The sequence below is a fragment of the Nostoc punctiforme PCC 73102 genome, from assembly GCF_000020025.1.
Lineage (GTDB): Bacteria > Cyanobacteriota > Cyanobacteriia > Cyanobacteriales > Nostocaceae > Nostoc > Nostoc punctiforme.
On the sequence record NC_010628.1, the window covers coordinates 1,407,848 to 1,430,531 of the forward strand.

At 40.9% G+C, this 22,684-nt stretch carries 20 protein-coding genes; 7 read left to right on the forward strand and 13 right to left on the reverse strand.

Annotation, left to right across the window (positions count from 1 at the left end):
- Positions 1-228: 228 nt before the first annotated feature.
- The 3 genes from NPUN_RS06015 to NPUN_RS06025 all read left to right on the forward strand — a co-directional run bounded on the left by NPUN_RS06015 (position 229) and on the right by NPUN_RS06025 (position 5,083).
- Positions 229-2,556, forward strand: a complete 2,328-nt coding sequence (locus tag NPUN_RS06015; RefSeq protein ID WP_012407929.1) for an ATP-binding protein — start codon at positions 229-231, stop codon at positions 2,554-2,556.
- 52 nt (positions 2,557-2,608) lie between these two features.
- Positions 2,609-3,082, forward strand: coding sequence for a response regulator (locus tag NPUN_RS06020; RefSeq protein WP_012407930.1), 474 nt, complete (start codon positions 2,609-2,611; stop codon positions 3,080-3,082).
- Positions 3,083-3,364: 282 nt separating this feature from the next.
- Positions 3,365-5,083 carry a hybrid sensor histidine kinase/response regulator gene (locus tag NPUN_RS06025; protein ID WP_012407931.1) on the forward strand — a complete coding sequence of 573 codons (1,719 nt, stop codon included), beginning with the start codon at positions 3,365-3,367 and terminating at the stop codon, positions 5,081-5,083.
- Positions 5,084-5,153: 70 nt separating this feature from the next.
- Here the strand turns inward: NPUN_RS06025 and NPUN_RS37355 are convergent, their stop codons facing one another.
- Positions 5,154-5,396 carry a hypothetical protein gene (locus NPUN_RS37355; RefSeq protein WP_012407932.1) on the reverse strand — a complete coding sequence of 81 codons (243 nt, stop codon included), beginning with the start codon at positions 5,394-5,396 and terminating at the stop codon, positions 5,154-5,156.
- 101 nt (positions 5,397-5,497) lie between these two features.
- A complete protein-coding gene (locus NPUN_RS41595) occupies positions 5,498-5,662 on the reverse strand; it encodes a hypothetical protein (RefSeq protein ID WP_167315581.1) in 165 nt (54 codons plus the stop codon).
- Between the two features lie 269 nt (positions 5,663-5,931).
- On the opposite strand from NPUN_RS41595, the gene truB reads away from it, so the two are divergent.
- Together truB and NPUN_RS06040 are read left to right on the forward strand one after the other, a co-directional pair.
- Positions 5,932-6,816, forward strand: a complete 885-nt coding sequence (gene truB / locus NPUN_RS06035; RefSeq protein ID WP_012407933.1) for a tRNA pseudouridine(55) synthase TruB — start codon at positions 5,932-5,934, stop codon at positions 6,814-6,816.
- A gap of 165 nt (positions 6,817-6,981) precedes the next feature.
- Positions 6,982-7,830, forward strand: coding sequence for an alpha/beta fold hydrolase (locus NPUN_RS06040; RefSeq protein ID WP_012407934.1), 849 nt, complete (start codon positions 6,982-6,984; stop codon positions 7,828-7,830).
- A gap of 178 nt (positions 7,831-8,008) precedes the next feature.
- On the opposite strand, the gene NPUN_RS06045 is transcribed toward NPUN_RS06040, so the two are convergent.
- The 5 genes from NPUN_RS06045 to carA all read right to left on the reverse strand — a co-directional run bounded on the left by NPUN_RS06045 (position 8,009) and on the right by carA (position 12,337).
- On the reverse strand, positions 8,009-8,311 hold the full coding sequence (locus NPUN_RS06045) for a DUF1816 domain-containing protein (protein ID WP_012407935.1): 303 nt from the start codon (positions 8,309-8,311) through the stop codon (positions 8,009-8,011).
- Positions 8,312-8,397: 86 nt separating this feature from the next.
- Positions 8,398-9,489, reverse strand: a complete 1,092-nt coding sequence (rlmB, locus tag NPUN_RS06050) for a 23S rRNA (guanosine(2251)-2'-O)-methyltransferase RlmB (RefSeq protein WP_012407936.1) — start codon at positions 9,487-9,489, stop codon at positions 8,398-8,400.
- Positions 9,490-9,584: 95 nt separating this feature from the next.
- On the reverse strand, positions 9,585-10,064 hold the full coding sequence (locus NPUN_RS06055) for a Mini-ribonuclease 3 (RefSeq protein ID WP_012407937.1): 480 nt from the start codon (positions 10,062-10,064) through the stop codon (positions 9,585-9,587).
- A 581-nt stretch (positions 10,065-10,645) separates the two neighbouring features.
- Positions 10,646-11,011 (reverse strand): STAS domain-containing protein, encoded by a 366-nt coding sequence (locus NPUN_RS06060; RefSeq protein ID WP_083782327.1) that lies wholly within the window; start codon positions 11,009-11,011, stop codon positions 10,646-10,648.
- 159 nt (positions 11,012-11,170) lie between these two features.
- Positions 11,171-12,337: a glutamine-hydrolyzing carbamoyl-phosphate synthase small subunit gene (gene carA / locus NPUN_RS06065; RefSeq protein ID WP_012407939.1), complete on the reverse strand. Its 1,167-nt coding sequence runs from the start codon at positions 12,335-12,337 to the stop codon at positions 11,171-11,173.
- Positions 12,338-12,570: 233 nt separating this feature from the next.
- Between carA and NPUN_RS06070 the strand changes: the two genes are divergently transcribed.
- Positions 12,571-13,611, forward strand: a complete 1,041-nt coding sequence (locus tag NPUN_RS06070; protein ID WP_012407940.1) for a retropepsin-like aspartic protease family protein — start codon at positions 12,571-12,573, stop codon at positions 13,609-13,611.
- Here NPUN_RS06070 and trpD read toward each other — a convergent pair.
- The 4 genes from trpD to tcmP all read right to left on the reverse strand — a co-directional run bounded on the left by trpD (position 13,541) and on the right by tcmP (position 17,714).
- A complete protein-coding gene (gene trpD, locus NPUN_RS06075) occupies positions 13,541-14,629 on the reverse strand; it encodes an anthranilate phosphoribosyltransferase (RefSeq protein WP_041565221.1) in 1,089 nt (362 codons plus the stop codon). The genes NPUN_RS06070 and trpD overlap by 71 nt on opposite strands.
- A gap of 107 nt (positions 14,630-14,736) precedes the next feature.
- Positions 14,737-15,600, reverse strand: coding sequence for a DNA adenine methylase (locus NPUN_RS06080; RefSeq protein WP_041565940.1), 864 nt, complete (start codon positions 15,598-15,600; stop codon positions 14,737-14,739).
- A gap of 25 nt (positions 15,601-15,625) precedes the next feature.
- Positions 15,626-16,375, reverse strand: coding sequence for a DUF5131 family protein (locus NPUN_RS06085; RefSeq protein WP_012407943.1), 750 nt, complete (start codon positions 16,373-16,375; stop codon positions 15,626-15,628).
- Between the two features lie 43 nt (positions 16,376-16,418).
- Positions 16,419-17,714, reverse strand: coding sequence for a three-Cys-motif partner protein TcmP (tcmP, locus tag NPUN_RS06090; RefSeq protein WP_012407944.1), 1,296 nt, complete (start codon positions 17,712-17,714; stop codon positions 16,419-16,421).
- A 293-nt stretch (positions 17,715-18,007) separates the two neighbouring features.
- Here tcmP and NPUN_RS06095 point away from each other — a divergent pair, with 293 nt between their 5' ends.
- Entirely contained in the window at positions 18,008-18,187 is a 180-nt protein-coding gene (locus NPUN_RS06095) for a high light inducible protein (protein WP_012407945.1), read from the forward strand.
- 87 nt (positions 18,188-18,274) lie between these two features.
- Here NPUN_RS06095 and NPUN_RS06100 read toward each other — a convergent pair whose 3' ends face one another.
- Together NPUN_RS06100 and NPUN_RS06105 are read right to left on the reverse strand one after the other, a co-directional pair.
- A complete protein-coding gene (locus NPUN_RS06100) occupies positions 18,275-19,366 on the reverse strand; it encodes a hypothetical protein (protein WP_012407946.1) in 1,092 nt (363 codons plus the stop codon).
- Between the two features lie 170 nt (positions 19,367-19,536).
- Positions 19,537-22,509 carry a molecular chaperone gene (locus tag NPUN_RS06105; protein WP_234711052.1) on the reverse strand — a complete coding sequence of 991 codons (2,973 nt, stop codon included), beginning with the start codon at positions 22,507-22,509 and terminating at the stop codon, positions 19,537-19,539.
- Positions 22,510-22,684 lie beyond the last annotated feature (175 nt).

The window sequence follows — 22,684 nt, forward strand, 5'->3', positions numbered from 1 at the left end:
ATTTTTATTTGATTTATACAGACGTAATTAATTACTTACGTCTGTGCAATTTATTTGCTGTATTTTCGGTAACACTACACGGTTTTCTAATTACTTGCGCTTACTTACAGTAAAAACCTTAACAAGCACAGATGAATGCGATCGCATTCATCCTTATCGGCATATACTTTAAAGAAATGTGACATTTAATTGCACTATTGTAAAATTCAGCTTTACATAAGTTGATTTATGAGCCAGCCTGAAAACACTACTACCCAAGCGACTGCTCTGACTAACCACGATCGCAAACCTATCCATATACCTGGCTCTATTCAACCTCATGGCATTCTCCTGGCACTCAGTACTCAGCTAGAGATCGTACAAGTTAGCAATAATACCCAAGTGTATTTGTGCAAAGCTCCAGAAGATTTGCTCGGTCGGCCTTTGAGCTATTTACTTGAGCCTCAGCCAGTGGAAATTGTCAAGCAGTGCTTAGTAAAAAAGGTTGGCAGCGCCAATGCGTTTAAAGTATTAATAAATACTTTGTATGGAGAAATATACTTTGATGCTATTGCTCATCGTACAGAAGAAGCTGTGATTCTGGAGCTAGAACCAACTGACTCGGAATTTGAGGTGAGTTTCTTAAACTTTCATAGTTTTGCGAGTGAAGCGATCGCTAAAATGCAAAGGACATCCAATCTAGGAGAATTTTTGCATTTAGTCGCACAAGAAGTCCAAAAAATCATCAGTTTCGATCGGGTGATGGTCTATCAATTTGACGAGTCAGAAGCGGGTTCTGTTGTTGCAGAAGTTAAACGGGAAGATTTATCACCTTATTTAGGACTCCACTATCCCGCTACAGATATTCCAGCGCAGGCTAGGGAGTTATACACGCGCTGCTTTCTCCGATTTCTCCCCGATTTGACTGCCGAACCTGTCAAACTAGTTCCAACGGAAAATCCGACAACACACCAACATCTTGACTTAAGCTACTGTCTGCTACGGAGTTTTGATTGGTGTTGTGCTGAATATCATCAAAATATGGGAGTGAAGGCTCTTTTGGTGATTTCACTGATTCAAGAGCAGAAACTTTGGGGATTAATATCTTGCCATCATCAAACACCAAAGTATATTTCCTACGAAGTACGCAAGATGTGCGAATTTTTGGGACAAATCGTATCTTCAGAGTTAGCGCACAAAATTAGTTCTTCGGAATGGGACTATAAGGTAAAACTCAAATCGCTACAGTCTGAGTTCCTTGAGTCCATTTCCCAAGCAGACAACTTTATCGATGCCTTAATCAAACCGGAAATCCGTTTGCTGGATTTTGTCAGTGCCTCTGGAGCGGCGGTTTGTCTAGATAATGAAATTAACCTTGTGGGAACCACACCAAATATTGATGAAGTGCGGGCGTTAATTGAATGGGCAGATACTCAAGTTACTGATAACCTGTTTTCTACCGATTCTCTGCCGAAGCTTTATCCAGAAGCGCTCATATTTAAAGATACTGCTAGTGGTTTGCTGCTACTGCGAATTTCTAAAGTCCGGCGTTATTATATTCTTTGGTTCCGCCCTGAAGTTATCCAAACAGTACACTGGGCAGGAAATCCACAAGAATCGATTAAAGCCGAGGGAGATGGTAGCTACACCCTGTCTCCCCGAAAATCCTTTGAACAATGGCAAGAAACGGTTAGATTAACTTCTTTACCTTGGAAAGGGTGTGAACTTGAAAGTGCGATCGCTCTGAGTAATGCGATCGTTGGTATTGTTCTCTCAAAGGCGGATGAATTAGCGAAAATCAACTTGGAGTTAGAACGCAGTAACCAAGAATTAGCATCCTTTGCCTACGCTGCTTCTCACGATCTCAAAGAACCTTTGCGGGGAATTTATAACTTTTCGACTGTGCTGCTAGAAGACTATGCCCAAGTATTAGATGATGACGGAATTGAGTGCTTGCAAACAGTAGTGTCCTTATCTGTACGCATGGAAACTCTGATTAATGCTTTGCTACGACTATCGCAGTTAGGACAAGCACATCTCCGAGAGCAAGCAACCGATCTCAACGAATTACTCAACCAAGTAATTGATGTCTTTCGTGCTAGTCGCCAAGACTCTGGGCTTGTGGATATTCGCATTCCTCGCCCTTTACCAACAATTCAGTGCGATCGAGTTCTCGTTAATGAAGTCTTCAGTAACCTTCTTGGTAATGCCTTCAAATACAACGATAAAGCAGAGCAATGGGTTGAGATTGGCTACCTTTCTCAAGAAGAGGGGCAGGGAGTAGGGAGCAGGGGGCAGGGAGCAGGGGGAGCAGGGGAAGCGATTATTCACCAATCCCCAATCCCCAATGCCCCATGCCCAATCTTTTATATCCGAGATAACGGTATTGGCATTCCACAGCATCACCTAGAAACTATCTTTAGATTATTCAAGCGGCTGCATTCTCAGGAAAAGTACGGTGGAGGAGCAGGTGCGGGATTAGCTATTGTTAAGAAGATTGTTGAGCTTCATAACGGCCAAATTTGGGTTGAATCTACCCTAGGCGTTGGCTCGATTTTCTATTTCACGCTGGAATAGTTTAAGATAATAACCAAATATGTATTTTTGTTAAGCTCTTTTAAGACCACGAATGACAAAAAAACTTCATGAACCTCTGCTTGTTGTTGAGGACAGCAATGAAGATTTTCGGATGCTACAACGTCTGATGCGGCTCATGTCCGTCCAGAACCCCATACATCGTTGTACTAATGGGGATGAGGTTTTAGAGTTCCTGTATCAACAGGGGAGTGATGCCCATAGCAAAGGCGAAAACTTACCCAACTCTAAAGTAGCATTACGACCCTCTGTGATCTTGCTCGATCTGAATTTGCCCGGTATTGATGGCCGTGACATTTTAGATCGGCTCAAGCAAGACAAGAGTTTCAAGGAAATCCCCATCGTTGTTTTTACCACATCATCTAACCCCAAGGATATTGAGTTGTGCTACCAAAAGGGCGCAAATGGATATCTGGTAAAGCCGATGGACGCTCAGGAACTAAAAAAGACGATCCAGGCATTTGTGGACTACTGGCTTGATGCCAATATGCCGCCAGTCTTGGATTAATTTGTTTCTTGCCTGTTGATGAGGCAGTAAGGAAAAAAGGATAATAAAAGAGACGGCTCAGAGGACATTAAGAAATTTTTCTCTTTGAGTTACTGTATCTATTTGTCTCTGATAGATTCTTTTTCCCCATTTTTGTGTTTTTAGACTATTTCATATTTCTTTAGGATTACTAAAGAATTTAGATTTTATTTATACTTATTTTATATTATTTTTAGAATTATGCAATAAAACACAATCTGGATAAAAGGGATCTACATAGCTCCCCAATCTTCATACTTGTATATGTTGGACACATGGACGCTACTCATCATTGATGATTGTGCAGCAGATCGGAAAATCTATCGCCGATATCTGTTGAAAGATCCGCACCAGTCCTACCAAATTTTGGAGGCAGACTGTGCAGAAGAAGGACTTGCTTTGTGCCAAAAAATCCGATGTGATGCCATTCTGCTGGATTTTTGCCTACCTGATATGAGTGGGATAGAACTCTTCGATCAGATGCAGCAGGAGATATTTAAGACTTCTGTACCTGTGATTATGTTGACAGGGCGGGGTGATGAAGAGGTGGCTGTGCAAGTAATGAAACGGGGTGCGCTGGATTATTTGGTTAAGCATAATCTGACACAGGATGTACTGCAATTAGCAGTCCGTAATGCCATCAAGCAATCATGTTTGCAAGCCCAACTCAGCAAAACTCAGGAAAGACAGCGCTTAATTGCGACAACTGCTTTACGAATTCGCCAGTCTCTTAACCTAGAGCAAATTTTGAATACAGCTGTAGCAGAGGTACAGCAACTTCTAAAGTGCGATCGCGTGATGGTGTATCAGTTCGCCCCAGATACTGACGGTAAAATAGTTGCCTCATCAGTTGAGTCATTCCGCACTGTAGCATTGTGCGATCGCGTCGCGGCTGGGGAAGAAGTAGGGGAACTCTTAGCTGGGAGCAGGGGTAAAATTCCTCTCCTCTGCACCCTTCCTCCTGCTCCCCTGCCTAATCCCCAATCCCCAATCCCTTATATTTATGAGCTTGGGTTGTGTAATTGTGTCAGCCTGAAAGAGCAATTTAATACTAATGCAAATCTAGTAGTTCCCATTAATTTGAGCAACAATGGGAATCCAACTCCCAAGCTTTGGGGTTTGTTGATTGCTCACCAAAATTCTGGAGAACGACAGTGGCAAACTGATGATGCCCAAATGCTCAATGAAGTTTCGGTACAATTAGCGATCGCTATCCAACAAGCTGAATTGTTAGCCCAAACTCAAGCAGCCCTTGCCAAAGAAAAGCAACTCAATGTATTTAAATCTCAAATCATTGCAACGGTTTCTCATGAGTATCGAACCCCGCTAACTTCAATTCTGGCGGCTGCATCAACTTTGGCAAAACATAACCAACAACTGGATGAGTCCAAACAACAAAGGTTTTTAGGAATTATTGAACAGAAAGCAAGGTATATGTCCAAACTTGTGGATAATATGCTTCTGGTTAACCAATTTGAACTAGAAAAACCCAAATTTAAGCCAATTCCACTAGATTTGCTGCAATTCTTTGCCGATCTTATAGAACAAGAGCGAGAAACAACAGGCGATCGCCACGAATTGATTTTTCAAATTACTGGGCATACCCAAGGCTTTTGGGGCGATCGCGGACTGTTGCAGCAAATTTTTATTAACTTAATGTCTAATGCAATTAAGTACTCTCCAGATGGAGGGACTGTAGAGTTTCACCTGATCGGTAAAGAATCAGAGGTTATCTTTTACATCCAAGATCGGGGAATTGGTATCCCGATTAAAGATCAAGAAAATTTGTTTCAATCCTTCTGTCGTGGAAGTAACGTTGACACAATCCCTGGTACAGGCTTAGGGCTAGCGATCGCTAAAGGTTGTGTAGAATTACATGGCGGCGATATCACCTTATTTAGTGAAGTGGGGCAAGGAACTAAAGTTACAGTCAGCTTACCAAAGGTATTCCCAATCGATCAACTTTCCCCATCATCAACTTGATTTGTATAAGTATATAGCACTTATCGTTTATCTGTATTAATTACAATTTTAAAAACAAATATTGTGATTTTTACTCTTGAATTTCTATGTTGGTAATCAGCCATTCTTCGATTGTTTTACCGCAAGGCTCAGAACTTTGGCAATCACTAACATTCTCTAGCCCATAAGACATCTTTACTTTTTTATTGACGTATTTCTCTGGCTTGCAAACCTCAAATGTAGCTCCGACACCTTCATATAATTTACCTTTTTCATCAACAACAGTAACATAGCATTTTAAGTCTCCATTCTGTATATCTTTGATAGTACCCAATATCGGGTTATGGTGAGGTATTTCATTAGTTTTACTATTTTTAATAGGTGTTTTTTGATTTGATGTTGGATTACTAGTTTTTTTACCAATTTCGATATTATTTAGTTTCCTTTATTTGCAGAAGTAGATTTAGAATTAGCTAGAGTTTTTGTTGCAGTATTTGCTTGATTAACTTTATTTTCTTGAGAAGTACTGTTGCCATCACCGCAACTTGCAATCAACATAGAACAAAGAATTAACGTAGTAGTGAAAATTGCTTTTTTCATTTAATTTATGTTTATAAAACCCTATCGATAATTATTTTGGTAAAAGTATTTTATGTGTTGTCACTTATAAGTGACAATGTGGTATTTACTGTACATACTCGGCGTTATCTGCATTTTGTGTGTATTATTCGGTAAAGTGCTTACAGGATGTCTTGAAGGTGATTAATGTGTATAAATTAATGCTTAATTAAGCTTTAATTGCTAAATATTAATGCTTTGAGCATTAAATAAGTATTTAATAGAGTTTAGAAGCTGTAAGTATTGATTTTGTGTTATTTCAAGGTTTTCTCAACTTAAACAAACCATTTGACTGGACTTCCCACGACTGCGTAGCGCGGGTGCGAAAATTGTTGCGCCTCAAACGTGTCGGACATGCGGGAACCTTAGATCCAGCCGCCACAGGAGTTTTACCAATTGCCCTTGGTAAAGCCACAAGATTATTGCAATATCTGCCAGAAAATAAAGCTTACAAAGCCACTATTCGCCTGGGTGTGCGTACCACAACCGATGATTTACAAGGTGAAATCATCACTTCTCAACCTTGTACTGGATTGAGTTTGGCAGAGGTAAAAACTGCATTAGCACAATTTGAAGGCAAAATTGAGCAAATACCACCTATTTATAGTGCAATCCAAGTGGATGGTAAACGTCTCTACGATTTAGCACGCCAAGGGAAAACAGTAGAAGTTCCAGTGCGAACAGTGGAAGTTTTTCGGATAGATATTTTGGACTGGAGAGAAGGAGATTTTCCTGAATTGGATGTGGCGATCGCTTGCGGTTCTGGTACATATATTAGAGCGATCGCTCGTGACTTAGGTGCAAGCTTAGAAACTGGTGGTACTCTTGCGGCTTTAATCCGTACCGAAAGTAGTGGTTTCAATTTAACCGATAGCCTCACCTTGACTGATTTAGAAGCACAACTAGAAGCCGGAACATTTCAACTCGTTTTCCCAGATGCGGCTTTACAACATTTATCATCTGTTACTTTACCAGCAACATCTGCTCAAAAGTGGTGTCAAGGTCAGCGAATTTCTCTAACTTTTGATGTTCCTAGAATAGTGCGAGTTTATGATGAAGAAACTCGTTTTTTAGGTATTGGACAATTACAAGACGAAGTGTTGATCCCTCAAATGGTTTTTGAACCAATTTCTTAATATCTTAGTTATTGGTCATTTGTCATTGGTCATTTGTCAAGAAGAATAATATAACGAACGAACTACTATGCAAGAAAGGTTAGGACAGATTGAGGTGATTATAGAGCGGACAGCACAAAGGACTGAAGCGATCGCTGTGTTCGCTAGACAGGAGAACGGCGTGTCATGAGCGATCGCCATCGTACTACTACTGCACGTCTCAATGTTTACATCCAAGGTCAAGGATTCCCCATATTGGGCTTACATGGTCATCCTGGTACTGGTCGTAGTCTTTCTGTCTTCACCAATCATCTATCAAAACGCTATCAGACTATTGCCCCTGATTTACGCGGATATGGGAAAAGTCGGTGGAATGGCAATTTTGCTATGAATGACCATTTAACTGATTTAGAAGCGCTGCTAGATCGCTTAAATATTGAAAAATGCCTAGTATTGGGATGGTCACTTGGGGGCATTCTAGCAATGGAACTGGCATTGCGTTTACCAGAGCGTATTACTGGGCTGATTTTGGTGGCGACAGCCGCAAAACCCCGTGGTAGTCATCCGACCATCACTTGGCAAGATAATTTATATACTGGCATTGCTGCCCTATTAAACTATATAAAACCGAGTTGGCGATGGAATATTGAAACTTTTGGCAAGCGATCGCTTTTCCGCTACTTAGTTCAACAACATACATCCACAACTTACAACTATATCGCCAAAGAAGCAGTACCAGCTTATCTGCAAACCTCTCCTGCTGCTACTCGCGCCCTCTATAGTGCCATTCAATCGGGATATAATCGGCTTCCAGATTTGCCACAAATACAATGTCCTAGTTTGGTTCTTGCTGGCGATCAAGACCGCCATATCACATCTGATTCCAGTTTACAAACTGCTCAACACCTCCAAAATTCTCAGTGGCAGTGCTATTCAAACACCGCCCATCTTTTCCCGTGGGAAGTCCCCCAGCAGGTGCTGAATGACATTGACCATTGGCTGGAAGAACATCCGCAGGTAATTGGTATTCAATAGTCCCAGAGTTTTTACCTCTGAACCACATAATTCGCAATTAGAACTCGAAATTACGTTAGCGTCTCGTAGAGAAGCCCATGACGAATTACGTTAGCGCAGCGTTAGCGAGTCCGCGAGCGTCATTACGAATTACGAATTACGAATTACGAATTACGAATTATCTTGATTTTCGCCTAACTTAAATCTGACCGCCAAAGGCAGGCTGTACTTTGCGGTCAAATCTTTCCCCCAAGTCTTCAGCAATTGTTAAGGTATTAGGTTTGCAACGTTTGACACGCATAGTAATTCCCGTAGCTCCTTCGACTTCCAAATCTTCTATGTATCCAACGCTTGAAAATTTTGCATCAGAAGAAGTCAGAAATGGCCCAAAGTAGTAAGTACACCGGGGATTTTGCGTCACAATCTCTACCCACCAAGCCAGGCCGATGGAGTCGAATGTGTTAATCAACACTTCCTTGAGGTTATGCCAAAGGGTTTTCATGTTTTTCGCCGATTTATAAACGTCTACAGGGTGTTAAACGATATGGTGCTTTATTATCTTTTACATTTCTTTATACTCTGTTACTGTTATTTTTTCAAAGAAATTTTTTGTACCTTATCTAAGTACAGCGTATTTAGCGATCGCTGACGATAAATTTCATAAAGCGCCATCCCTGCTGCTACAGAAGCATTTAGGCTGGGAGTCTTACCTTGCAGAGGAATCGATACCAAGAAATCACAGGAACGTTGAGTCAACATACCCAGACCTTCGCCTTCTGAACCAATTACCAAAACGATTGGGCCTTTGAAATTGACAGTATGCACGGGTTCACTTCCACTTGCAGCAGTGCCATAAATCCAAAAGCCAGCTTCTTTTAATTCTTCTAAGGCGCGGCTGAGGTTAACAACTCTAGATACAGTAAAGTTTTCTAAAGCGCCTGCTGCTACTTTCATAACAGTGGAAGTGATCCCAGATGCCCGTCTTTGGGGAATTACCAATCCTTGAGCGCCTATTGCTTCGGCGGTGCGAATAATTGCTCCTAAGTTGTGGGGATCAGTAATTCCGTCAGCCACGACAATAACGGGATCGGTTACAGATTTAGACTGTTCAATGAGATCGGCTAATTCGATATAGCCGTAAGGAGCAGTTTGTGCTGCCACACCTTGATGATTAGCGCCATTGGTAAGATAGTCTAAGCGCTTGGGTTCAACCTCATCAATAACGGTGCCATTTTCCTTAGCTTGGAGCAGAAAATGGTGAAAGCTGGGATCGTAGCGCAGACGGGTCGTAATCCAGATGCGGTTAAGATTGCGCTGTTTTTGCAATGCACTCAATACTGGATGACGACCGTAGATGATATCGTTATCTTCTTCTATTGGTTGTGTAGATACAGGCGACTGAGAGAAGTTGCTATTTCGTTGTCGAGAATTGCCAGAAATGGTGTTGCTATCTATTTTCCGGGGATTGCGAGTGGGATTAGCAACAGAAATAGGGTTGCTATCTATTTTCCGGGGATTACGAGTGGGATTAGCAACAGAAATAGGGTTGCTATCTATTTTCCGAGGATTACGAGTGGGATTACTAACAACACGCTTACCCTTAATTTTTATAGGTTTACCACGATTGGGTTCGCCAGTAGAAGTGTTAGTGCTGATGATTTTTCTCGGTTTATTCTGCATTTGAGTTATGAATATAGCTTATGGTTGAACATCCCGATTACCTTAATTTCTGGAACCTAATCTACTGCTGTACCTATTGTTGTGAAATTGAGCTTTCACTCTTTTTCTACATGAAGCATTTGCAACAGTTCGGTTAGACGCTGGTAATCGGTGAGATATAAATAGCCTATTAGGGTTTCTAGACTAGTTGCCTGTTGATAAATTTCGGGATTAAGTCGCTTAGGGCGGCCTGTCGCGGCGTTTCTACCCCGTCGGACAATTTCTAATTCGGTGTCCCTCAGATGAGGAGTTAGCGATCGCAAATGTAGCGCTTGTGTTTCTGCTCTTACCTGCTCCACTACCAGACTATGGTAAATTCCCGACCGCTGCAATGGCAGCAGATAGAACATTCTAACATACAACTCATAAATTGCATCCCCCAAATATGCTAAAGCAGTAGGAGAAATTTGTTGCACTTGTGAGAGGGAAATCTGTTGGAATGGCCCTGTGGTTGCCAAGAGTGCTTCAGTCCAAGATAAACTCTGCTTGGGAGTTTTATCTTGTCCATCTAATAGCTCTTCCTCCTGTGACTTCACAAATAAATCATTCCTTGACGGGCTAGATTAGGAAGGCATTCTTCGCAAAGACTGATTTTTCTGAAGTATGCCATGATAGTATACTTAGCATAATCAATACTATCAAAATTACTTCTTAATTTCATCTTTTTGATTGAGAGTTGGCATTTAAAATCACCCTGATGTCAACGCCTGTAAACCAAATTTCGCCTACTTCTTGTGGTCTGTGTCTAAGATAGGGTAAAATCTGAACATCAAATACACCCCGTTACTAGATAGCATTGCTATGCTTACTTAGTAAGTGACAATTTTTAACTATACAGTATCAAGTCAAGTTTATCTATAGACAAATCTGCTAAATTTGTATTTTTTACAACTTTTTCAGACTTAATTATTTGTCGGAATGTTCTAGTAAGCGATTACACAGCAATCACTTGGTGTACATATTTTTTTGATTGCTCTACTTTAAAGATAATAATAGCGCAACTGGCTTCTTGCCTCTCCCACAAGGAGAGAGGTTTTCTGCCAGAAGTTTTAAAAATTAAGCTACCCGATGTTGAATCTGGATAGCTGAATTGGTCTCTCGGTTCAAGCAATCAAGACTACTTGACGTTTTCTAGAGCTTCTTCAACTGATTTTTGCAGGGAGAGAAACTTCTCTAGACGAACAAGCTTGACTGTTTGAGTTACGCGGGCATTCGTGACAATTTGCAAAGTGCCTTCAGCCGTTTGAGCCTGCTTGGCTAGCTGCACTAAAGCGCCCAAGCCAGAGCTATCAATAAAGTCGATTTGTGAGAGATCCAAAATAATGTGCTTAGGGCCCTCTTCGATCTTGCTGCCAAGCACTTTGCGAAATGTGGGTTCAGAAAAGGCATCTAACAAACCTGTGAGGCGGAATAGCTGGCAGTTATCCCGGACTTCACGAGTACCCCTCAGGCTAACGGTTAGATTCAGTGGCTCAGCAATAATTCCCTCCTCATGAGTTAAAGTGAACGCTCAAGTATAGATGGTTTTTGAGCAAGTTGTCTACAATCTTTTGGGGCATTGGGCACTTGTACTGAGCGAAGTCGAAGTATTGGGCATTGAAAAACTTTTTCTTAGTCCTTAGCTAGTACCCATTCCCTATTTTTACTTAACCTCGGCTGTTGCGGCTTGACGTGCTGCTTGCATGGCTTGAACAAATTGCTCAAACAAGTAATCGGCATCGTGTGGGCCAGGACTGGCTTCTGGGTGATACTGTACAGAGAATACAGGTAGAGATTTGTGACGTACCCCGGCAATGGTGCGATCGTTTAAGTTTAGATGGCTGATTTCCACAACTGCCGTAGGTAAAGAATCTGGATCAATAGCAAAACTATGGTTTTGGCTGGTAATTTCTACCCGTTGTTGTAAACCCGCAGGCTGATTTAAACCACGATGACCAAATTTTAATTTATAGGTTTCTGCACCTAATGCATGACCTAAAATTTGATGCCCCATACAAATACCAAAAATGGGTTTTTGACTTAACAAAAGCGCTTTGGCAGTTGCAATCCCTCCAGTGACGGCAGCTGGGTCGCCCGGCCCATTAGAAAGAAACACACCATCTGGATTGTAATTGAGGATTTCTTCTGGTGGCGTATCAGCAGGCACAACAATTACCCGACAACCGTAACTTACTAAGCGACGCAAAATGTTGCGTTTTACGCCAAAGTCAAGGGCGACAACGGTAAAGGCTTCTCCAAGATTTTCCGCAGCCTCACAGTTGAATTCCCAAGCTGGAATTGTGGGATCTGACCATTCATAAGCCGTTGATGTGGTGACTTCGCGAACCAGATTCAATCCCGCCATGTTGGGAGCCGCCTGTACCTGTTCTAGCAATTCCGCCTCATCGAGAATAGTTGTGGAAATGCCACCGTTCATGGCTCCAAACATCCGAATTTTGCGGGTGAGGGCGCGGGTATCTATGCCGTAGATCCCTGGTACTTGGTTTTGTTTCAGGTAGTCTGGTAAGGATTGTGTCGATCGCCAGTTACTTGGTCGTTGACAAATATTTCGGGCGATCGCACCCCGCACTTGAGGGCCATCTGATTCCTCATCTTCAAGATTAATACCAGTATTGCCTAATTCAGGATAGGTAAAAATGACAATCTGACCACAGTAACTAGGGTCAGTCAGTACTTCTTGATATCCGGTCATGCCAGTGTTGAACACCACTTCTCCGATCGCGGTTCCTGTAGCACCGAAAGACCAACCGCGATAAGTGGTTCCATCTGCCAGGACAAGTAAAGCAGGTATTGCGTCAGTCAGGGGCATAGTAAGTTGGGGAATTGGGAATTGGGAATTGGGAATTGGGAATTGGGAATTGGGGATTGGGAAAACTTTTCCCCACCTAGTCCCCAGTCTCTAGTCTCCAGTCTCCAATACTGCGATTGTTAATTATCCCATGAGTTGGGCAGTTGGGAGTTTTTAGGATCGTTAATTAAAATTAAAAGGGAATTAAACTAGCGGCAGTGGATTTGGCAAAGCTTGGGCAGTTAAAATTAATTATGCTTCAGTCTTTTTTATCCCGTGCAACCCTAATTTTTTTATCAAGCGCTCTAGCGGTTTTGTGTGTTGCCTGTAGTGAAGACAAACAAAACACTGCGACTGGTGGCAATGAGCAACCCGCGCCAATTGGGGATCTGGCATCAGCACAGCCTGCCGTCAAACCACGAACACCAGCTGTTACGCCAGAAGTACAGCCGCTAGAGCCGTCTGAAAGTGAACCCAGTATTTTTGAACAGGGGCTAGACAAAGCGGTTGGCGCTTGGAGTATCAGCCGTTCTGCTCAATCTCCAGGTGATTGGATTTTGGTGGCGAATCAGTACCAGGATGCGATCGCGCTGATGCAAAGAGTCCGGCGAAAAAGCCCAGAATTTGCGATCGCTCAAACCAAAATTACTGAATATCGCCGCCAAATTAAATATGCCCAACAACAAGCTACTCCTCGCCCTGTGCGTCTTGCCGAACCAAAGAGAATAGTGGTTGTGGTGCCCCAAACAACAATTACACCAAAGTATACCTCGCCTCCACAAGAAACAAAACCGTTACCAATAGAGCCAGGTTTGCCCTCATCAGCAGTGGTGATTCCAGATCAGGAAGTATTTACAGCGCCGATTAAAAGGCGAATTGGTGGAACGCCAATTGTGGAAGTCACTTTCAATGGCCAACGAGAATTTGAGATGATTGTGGATACGGGAGCCAGTGGCACTGTCATCACCCAACAGATGGCCAATGCTTTGGGAATCGTGACAGTAGGGAGAGCTAAAGCAAATACCGCTAGTTCTAGAGCTGTAGAATTTCCTGTGGGCTATGTTAATTCGATGGCCGTTGGTGGGGTAATAGTGAATAGAATCCCAGTAGCGATCGCAGGTGCGGAACTAGAAACTGGACTTTTAGGGCATGACTTTTTTGGCAACTACGATGTCACCATCAAACGTAATGTAATAGAATTTCGCCCGCAATCGCGATCGCAAATTAATTCCCCAGAAACTCAACTAACTGCTCCAACTTCGTCCAAGCTGCCCCGCTTTGTAGGATATCCTTAGCGATTTTAATCCCTTGGGCGTGATCCAGCAGTGCGATCGTACCTGCTACTTGCAACGCCAACGACGCATTCAACGCAACAGCATCTTGTTGCGCCTGAGTTCCCTTACCTTGGAGTACCGCCTTGAGAATTACTGCATTCTCTTGGACATCTCCACCCCGAAGCATACCTATGGGAGCAGGTGTTAGATCCAAATCTAGGGGATTAATGGTAGTTACCTGTACTTCTCCATCTGATAAAACCGCTAAGTCAGTTTCATCTCCTAACCCAGCCTCATCAAGTTTTTCTCGCCCATGCAAAACAATCGCCTTTTCCTTGCCCAAATTGTTTAATGCTTGGGCAACAGTCGCCAAAAGTTTGGGAGTAAATAGCCCCACAACTTGCCCACTAGGACGCAAAGGATTTACTAACGGCCCCAGTAAATTAAACACCGTTCTTACCCTAAGAGTCCGCCGCAATTGGGCAACTGCTTTAAGTGCTGGATGCCAACCAGGTGCAAACAAAAAAGTGATCCCCACCTCTTGTAATGCGGCTTGCACCTTGTCACTGGATGCGCTTAAGTTTACACCCAAGGCTTCCAATACATCTGCGCTCCCCGTGAGACTTGAAGCTGAACGATTACCGTGTTTAGCAACTGGTACGCCAGATGCAGCCGCAACAAAAGCAACGGCTGTGGAAATATTAAAGGTTGATGAACCATCTCCACCCGTGCCACAGGTATCTATTACAGTGCTGAGTGCTGTTGATAGCGGGGCGTTTAGCCCGTGCTGAGTGCTAAGTGGGGAAGATTGGGATTGTAATACTTCAGCCATACCAGTCAACTCATCGGCAGAAATGCCTCTAAAGTTCAGCGCTGTTAAAATAGCCCCTGATAACTCTGGGGGAACCGCTTCACTAAGCCAACCTTGCATCAATTCAGCAGCTTGAGTACGGGATAAGGATTGGCCATCTATTAATTGTTGCAGCAGCATATACCAGCTAGCAGAGGCTTCTTGAGCAGAGATTGGAAAAGTTGTCATAGCTAAGGTTTCTGGTTTGGTAGGGTGTAGCTAGGTTGAAGGGTATGGGAGCTATCCTACCGGAAAATTGACCGCTATTAAAATTAGGTTGAAATATCAAGGCTCAACTACAAAGCTGGATTAACAAGCTTCTGATTTTTTGCTTTTTTATCCAAATAAAGTTTAATTTCGTAGTTAGTAATGAATAGCTCTTTTCCTTTCGCTGCAACACTCTGCTTATAGTTATTCATGCCATACTGCAATTCCCATGCTGAGATATTAGCCCATTGAAAATTTTCTCGAATTTGCGATGAGTCGTCGTAGGTAATTAACCAGCGATGATGACATTGTTGCAAAAGTTCAGCAAATCTCTTATGTTCAAAAAACGTGTGTAAGTCACCATCTTTACCATATAACTTTGATTTTGTTGCACTAAAATATGGTGGATCTAAAAATAAAAATATATTTTCTCCTGGTGATTTTAATAGGTGACTGTAATCGAGATTAGTAATTTGGACATTTTCTGATAAGATACCTTCTAATTTTTCTAATCGGTCTATCGAAGAATTAGTAAATCTTTTATGAAAAGCTTCTTGAGAAAAGCCACCTGATTCTACAGTTCCTGAAAAAGTAATTCTATTAAGGACGAAAAAACGAACTGCTCTTTCTAAATCAGATAAACTATTGACATCTACACTAGCTAATTCTGTAAAGAGTAATTTACCATCTCTATATTTAACTTTAATATGCCGAATTTCTTGAACTAAGTGAGCCAGATCGCATTGGGCAAACTTCCAAAATAAAAATAGTTCGCGGTTTAAATCGTTAATCCAAATCTTGATATGCGGAAATTTTTGTCTTAAATAAATAAATACAGAACCACCACCTACAAAAGGCTCTCGAAATTCTGAAAAATTATCTGGCAAGTATTCAGCTATTTGATTTATTGCTTTTGATTTACCACCAGGATACCGCAGAGGACTTTTGATAATCATTCATTATAAGGACATATTCAAACTATTTCACAGGTGATACTTGTTTAGTGTTTTTATCAACTATAGTTTCTGGAAAACCATCCCAAGTTCTTCCATCAATTTCTCTACCATATTTTTTCTTTTGAATGCCTCCCCATTGTTTAAAGAAAAATGGCACATTAGCTTGTATACACTGCTCTCTAATATCTCTTACCCATTCAATGTTCATAGGACGAGCACCTACACCAGATTCTCCACCAACAATAATCCAATGTAGCTCATCTAAAGAAAGTGTTAAAGAACCTAAAAGAGGCTCACAAGATAAAAACCTAATTTTTGCAGGAATCTCTTTTAAAATTTCACTTCTCCACACCCAAGCCTGAGATTCGATACTTACTCCAGCCCAAATATTACTAGGCCATTTCTTTATGGAATTAGCTATTTTAAGCATTCTTTGTGGACGCTTAGTTAATACCTGAAACTGATGCCAACTAGCTTCTTCCATTACATTAAATACATCTTTGATAAATTCTTCTGAAATATCATCAAGGAATAAATCACTCATGGAATTAACAAAAATTAGGCGAGGTTTCTTCCATGAAAGAGGCATTTTAAGTCTTTCATGCCAAGTTTTTACATCAAAACCTTGTTCGTAGGGATGACCAGCAACACCTCGCCACCGCTCTGCAAAACGTTCTGCATAACAATTTTTACAACCAGGACTAATTTTATGGCAGCCAGTGGTAGGATTCCATGTAGCTTCTGTCCATTCTATTGTTGAAGATACTGACATAGAATTTTACTCCCCAACTGAAACTAGGTTCACTATATTAGTATTATTGTACTGCTCTAACGTAATTATCCAAAGTTAAATTGCCTCTTGCGCCCAATTCTTTAGCTTCTATAATATTTTTTTTGTGAAAATCCAGTAAAATCTCTCTATACTTAGGTCTACTTAAATAACCTAGTTTGCCAATTTCAAGAATAATAAGACTTATTACGTCTTTCAAAGTTATCCAATCTTGATTATTTCTTCGTAAAATCTCAATAATTTCAGGTCTAATTGTTTCAATTCGCTCATCATTTTGACGCTCCCATGATTGAGTCAGAAATTTATGATTTTTTCCAGTTTTATCATCTTCAAAGAAAAGCAACTTATTTTCTTCACAAAAAAATTCGTTTAAAAACTCACCAAAAGCTTTCTGCGGATGGTTACTACCAACTACAATATTGTACTGAGGTCTAGAATCATTGTATGTTTCCTTAATTTCAAAAATAGCCACTCCTTTAAAGGTACTTTCTTTTTGAAGCCTAGACTTAAAATATTCAAGCGCCCACCTTTCAAATTTTTGTTTTTGTTCTTGATCTTGGCATTCTAGCCACTTGGGTTTCCAGTCTAAATCAGAGCTATGTCCTAATAAGTTAGTTAAATTTTGTGTGTATGTTTCGGCAGTTTTCTGGTCTTTAGAATTTTTATAGCTTGTTTTATATAAACCTGCATGGCGAGCTACTGCGCGGTTATGAAATAGTAAAAATAATTCTCCTTTATATTTACTAACGTAATTGGCAATAGAACATATTTGCTCAAAAGTTACTCCCTTAACTCCAAACGCATCCAGAAAAAATAACGTTGGGTATTTGTCCAATTCATTCATTATTTGAGTGAATGCTTTATCAAATCTTTGAGGTTCATAAACTTTATAGGACAATCCTTCACTTATTAAATTACAGTTACTTTTGAGTTCTTGGTTAAGGTCTTTCTTTTCCTCGGTAAAAAAACATCTTAAGGTAACACGTTCTTCAAAACTAAATATCTTAGCACATTTAAGAGCTATCAAAGGCGAACCGTCTGTATCCAAAAATTCGGTTTTGTATCTCTGCCAAAACTTCGATTGATCTACAAAATTTTCAATACCAATCCCTTCATCGTATTTGCCTGCTCCTGCAAAACCATCAACATAGTTAATATACATAGATTGATAGGATTTGCTACCGCCCAAATTATAGCAATAAGCCTGTATATATTTCAGCATTATCCGATGTTTGGCTGCTGACCAAGGTCTTTTACGAGCAAAAAATTTATTTGAATCTTCTGGTTGTTGATCAAATAGAGATAATTGTTTTACTGACATTGCTGAACCTTCGGAAATAACAAAATATCTGATAGCTTTGCACTAGGTTAGCAAATACAGGCAAAGCTCGTAAAAATTGCAACAACTCTCCAAAATTTATCGTACCTAGCTGTTTGGCGCGTAGGTTTCTGCTGTAAGCGATCGCAAACCTATTACCATAAAACTACGCTTCCGTAATATATACTCACTAACTAATTTTTACCTTGATTTTATGTTGCAATCTCGTAAAAATCTGTTACATTACTTTACAGGTAGTTATAACTGTTACAACATAAAAGCTCGGAGTATTATTTATGGCAGACGTTAAGAAGACTACGGGTTCAGTTCCAGAAGATCCTAATGCTTTGCGCTGGGGCTTCACTCCTCAGAGCGAAAACTGGAACGGTCGTTTTGCAATGATTGGTTTTTTATCTGCTGTTGCGCTTGAAGTGTTTTCTGGTCAAGGGATTTTACACTTCTGGGGCATTCTATAGATTTCAACGTTTTTACACCTTCATTAGATGATTAGGCAAGGCAGCGATATCTAAAATCGTCTGCTTTTCCTTTATCAGAAACTTCCCTTATCGTGATGAGCGAAATATTACCCGACCTGGGGATTCTTCCTGATTAATTCGCGCATATACTCGAAGACAAGTTAAGACTTCGCCAGGAATACCACCACAATCTAGTTGTAAGTCATCCTTGGATGAAGCACAAATATCTGCATAAAGTCCCGATAATTGGCGGATTCGCACTTCATTACCTGCATTAATAGCTTCGTCAGCGACTTTCTTCAGGATGCGTCGTGATTCATGTTGTAGCTTTCCCCACCAAGAATAACGTTCAGCCGGTGGTACGAATACTAAAGAATGTATGGCTTCGTCCATGTCAATCCAAGCACGGAGAATTGACAGGGGATCAGTGTTTTTTTCAGCTTTTTGGGTGCGTTGGAAGCGATCACTTAAAGCATCAATATATTGATCGCGCTGTTCTGCTTTGGAGTGTAAAGAAATGACATCGAAGCTAAAAACGCTCTTTAAAGCATGATGTAAATCGGGGTCTATTTCAATAAAATTCATATATAAAAATAGGAATGCTGCTGGTAAATCGGATACATTACCTTGGGAAATTTTAGAAGTTGAAAGTGCCTGTTGATACAAGGTTAATCCCTGAGTTTGAACAGTACCACTAAGGCCGGGGTAGATAATTTCGTCGCGGATAAAGGGAAGTTGATAGAGGTTAGAATTATCTGCGATCGCACCAACTTCTTCAGCTAAGTCTAAAGTGCGCGATCGCCAAGTTGCAGCCAAATCTTCTGGTAATCGCAGCAGTTTGCGTTGAATCTCATTCCACAAATCTGAGTCCGTTGTGCTTTGCAGTTGGGAATTACCCAGATAATAATTAAGTTCTGAGTCAGAATCGAAAGCTTCCCGCAGGTGAATTAGTTTTAAATCATCTGGCGCATCTTCCCAACCACTATTTTGCTGTGGGGGTGCAGGCTGCAACAGGTTATGAATTTCTTGCAGCACCTCATCGCATATTTTAGATCCTGGATCTAGTGGAAATTCTGTGCGAGCCTGATTTAAAGTAGCCTCTAGTCCATACAAACTAAACCGCAGTAGTTGTGCTAACTGTGAGTTTTCTATCTCTAATAATTGACGCAAGTGCTGCATAAATCTCACCTCCAAATATTACTTGTATGTGATTCGTAGTGAATTAAACTTGCGTTCCTCTGCGCCCCTTAGCGTTTACTCCGCGCCCCTCTGCGTTTAAAAATCTTAATTTTTTCAATGCAGAGGAACGCATTCGCAAAGCGTCTCGTAGAGAAGGTTTAATACAAGAGTTAATGTATGCCGCAAAATGGATCGCGTTCTTTATCAACTTCATTGGGTTGCAATTCTAATTCAGCAATATAAATACATCCCTCTTCTTTTAGGCATTCCTGACTGTTTGATGTCCAGTAAGGTACTTCACCAGCGTGCATCCGCAGAATGCCTTGATCGTCAAGAGTTACACGATATTGGCAAGGGTAATCTGTTGTCACATCTGGTTTGCTGAGTGCGCCAATTCGTATCCATTTTTTGCTGTTGGTTTCCGTGTCTGTATGATAAATATAAAAAGTGTGCTGGCCAGTTTGTGGAAATGGAGGCAAGGGATTACTAATTAACCCAATTCCTGGCTCCGTCACACCATCGCGCAGATAGTGAAATTTTTTGAACAATTTACTCCCATCATTTCCTACTTCGAATACAAGATGATAGGCATCTGGTTGATCGACAGTTGCGGACTCAATAACATTGACGGCAATATCACCATCATTTAAATCTTTATTGAAACCTTCAACAGCAATATTCCAATTCAATTTACCATCAGCAAATAGGGGTGATGTTTCAGAAACAACCGATTCCAAATCAATGCCAGGAATATCAATTAAATAATGGGGATTTCCCTGACAAAGCAACACATTAAATTCAAGGGTTTGGTCAATCTCAAACTGAACTTTAATTTTTTTCAGGAACTCTGCCTCTTGCATTCCCAGTTTATTCATGAGGTTTTTACCGTCGAAGCTACCCCATAGTCGTAAATCTCCATCTTCGTAGTCTTGACGGTAAATAATATTAGTTAATTGGATTCCTTGCCATGCAGTACGAACCTTGGCGACAGTTTCCCAAGGTGCAAGTTGATAGAGTTCTTGTCCAGCCTTAAATATGGTTAGTAAATCGTTACTCTGGGTTTTGCGTTTGAAGTTACAAGGCAAATAATAAAATAGATTTTTGACATCAATTTCTAGCTGGTTGGCTCCCTTACGCAGCAAGCTTTTTGACTCTTCTGGATCGAATCTTAATCTTCGTAGTTTTTCGGCATAGCAAGCACCGGCAGAGGTGGCTAATTTGGTAAATTCCAGCACAAAAGTAATTCGTTCTGGATTCCACACAAAATATGGAGACTTACTAAATTCTTGGTAAATTTGGCGCTGTACTATGTCTAAATTACAAGTTTTTCCAGACAGAATTAACCAATCTACTTTTTGGGAATTCCAAGAATCTTTGGCGATCTCATCGGGACGTAAGCGACTTTCCATCAATCCTTTAGCAATACCGATCGCTTCCTTAATTCCTGAAACGGTGGCTCGTTCAAACTGGTAGTTATCTAGAGTAACGCAGATGCTATTTGGATCTTTGACTTGCAATTTAATGGCACTTTGAGTGAGCAGTTCAGAAATTTGTTGTTCAGAAAGTGTGAAGGTTAAAAGAGAATTATCTGCTGGTGCCTTTTGCCCAAGTTTAAGTTTAGCTGCTTCTGCATGATCCCAGAGAATATAAAAGGATTGCAAGCGTTGGGGTGCTTGTTGCCAACGAGTGGGTAATACTTTCTCGGCAGTATCTAGGGCATCTTTATAAGCAATATCGCCTTCTGGATTATCTTTATCTAGACATTTTAAAAGACTGCCATTTTTGAATTTGCCTTGTTCTAAAAAGCGTTCGTTTAACTCAGAACTAATTAAATCTTCTAGTTTTTCGCTTTCAATATCACCTGTTGTTACTGCTGCCAATAAAAAATCTGCGATCACAACTTTTAATAATCTAAAAATTCGCAGTGTAATTAACTCACCACCTAACTGTAAATGACCGGATGAACCTAATAGTTTGGGGGTGAGTTTATAGTAACGTCCTCCTAAACCCCGGTCTTCATAATCAGCAAAAGTTGGGGTTTTGTCTTCTAAAGTCAGTTCAATTAAAGCTAAGTCTGTGGTTCCGCCGCCGATATCCAAAACGAGGACATTTTGTGACCATTTATTTCCTACTTGACGGCAACGAGTTTTGAATGACTCGATGCCAATATTCAGATTACCGCCAAATTCTCGCCATAAAAAGAATATTGCCACAGAAACGGCTTCATCATAAGCAGTTTGGACATCATCTATCCCCAATTGCTCAACAAATTCCTTAACTTCTTTGCGAACAACTGGTGGGGCGACGGTGGGGTAGGTGACAACTGCTGTCAAAAAAGTTCCTTCTGAAAATCTACGTTGGGCGCGTTGGCGATAATCTTCAGTTAACTCGATTAAATGCGCCCAAGCAGATTGAATCAGTTGATTTGCGGTAATTATTTTTTCTTCACCATCCAAAATAACTGAAAACGATCGCTCCTGACCAAAATAGCGTTTGGGTGAATGGTGAAACCTGCTGATAATTTCCTTTAAAGAACTGCTGGTACCTTGAGCGATCGCTTTTTTGCGGTTATCTCTAGCTTCTCTACCCATCCGCAGTTTTAAGTCCCCTAACTGCGAAATTTCCAACTCGCTGGGAATTTCCGTATCGCGGCGATCGATATCCAGCACAACTGGGATCAGATTTTGCGACTCTAGGGTAGGGACGCGGAACACCTCATGATAGATTTGGTAAAGTTTTTTGCTGACAGCACGGCGAAACCTCTCGCTGTTTCCTAAAGAAAGTTCAATTTGGCGAATTGCTTCTAAAAAACGCTCTTTATTGTCACTTTCAAAAACTTCACTCAATTTGCTTGGATCTATATCCAGGTTTTTGCTAATTTCTGTGATGAATTTTGCCCAATCATCATCGCTAACATCTGGTAAAGCAACTGAAGCGGGAGAACTCAGCCATTGTGATAAGCGATCGCGCAACCGCATTTCTTGTTCTTTTGGGAGAATTTCTGCGATCGGCACTTCAATCGGATCGAAAAGTGTAACTGTAGAGTTCGATGTACCAAAATCTAAAGCAAACCATCCCGGAAATCTTTTTTGTTGTTTCTCTGGTTCTTGATCGCTATATTTGTTGAGTTGAAAAGGGTTCATTACAGTATCCGTTTCTGTTGTTTGGTTAGTAGAGCTTTGCGTCGTAATGTGAGGAATTGAGGGATGAAATTTAAACGCAAAGATTAGCACAGAGGAACGCAGATTTTTTAGTTTTGATTTTCTATGAATTGAGGAAATCTTATACTTAATTTGTGGCTCCTTGAAAATCTGCTGA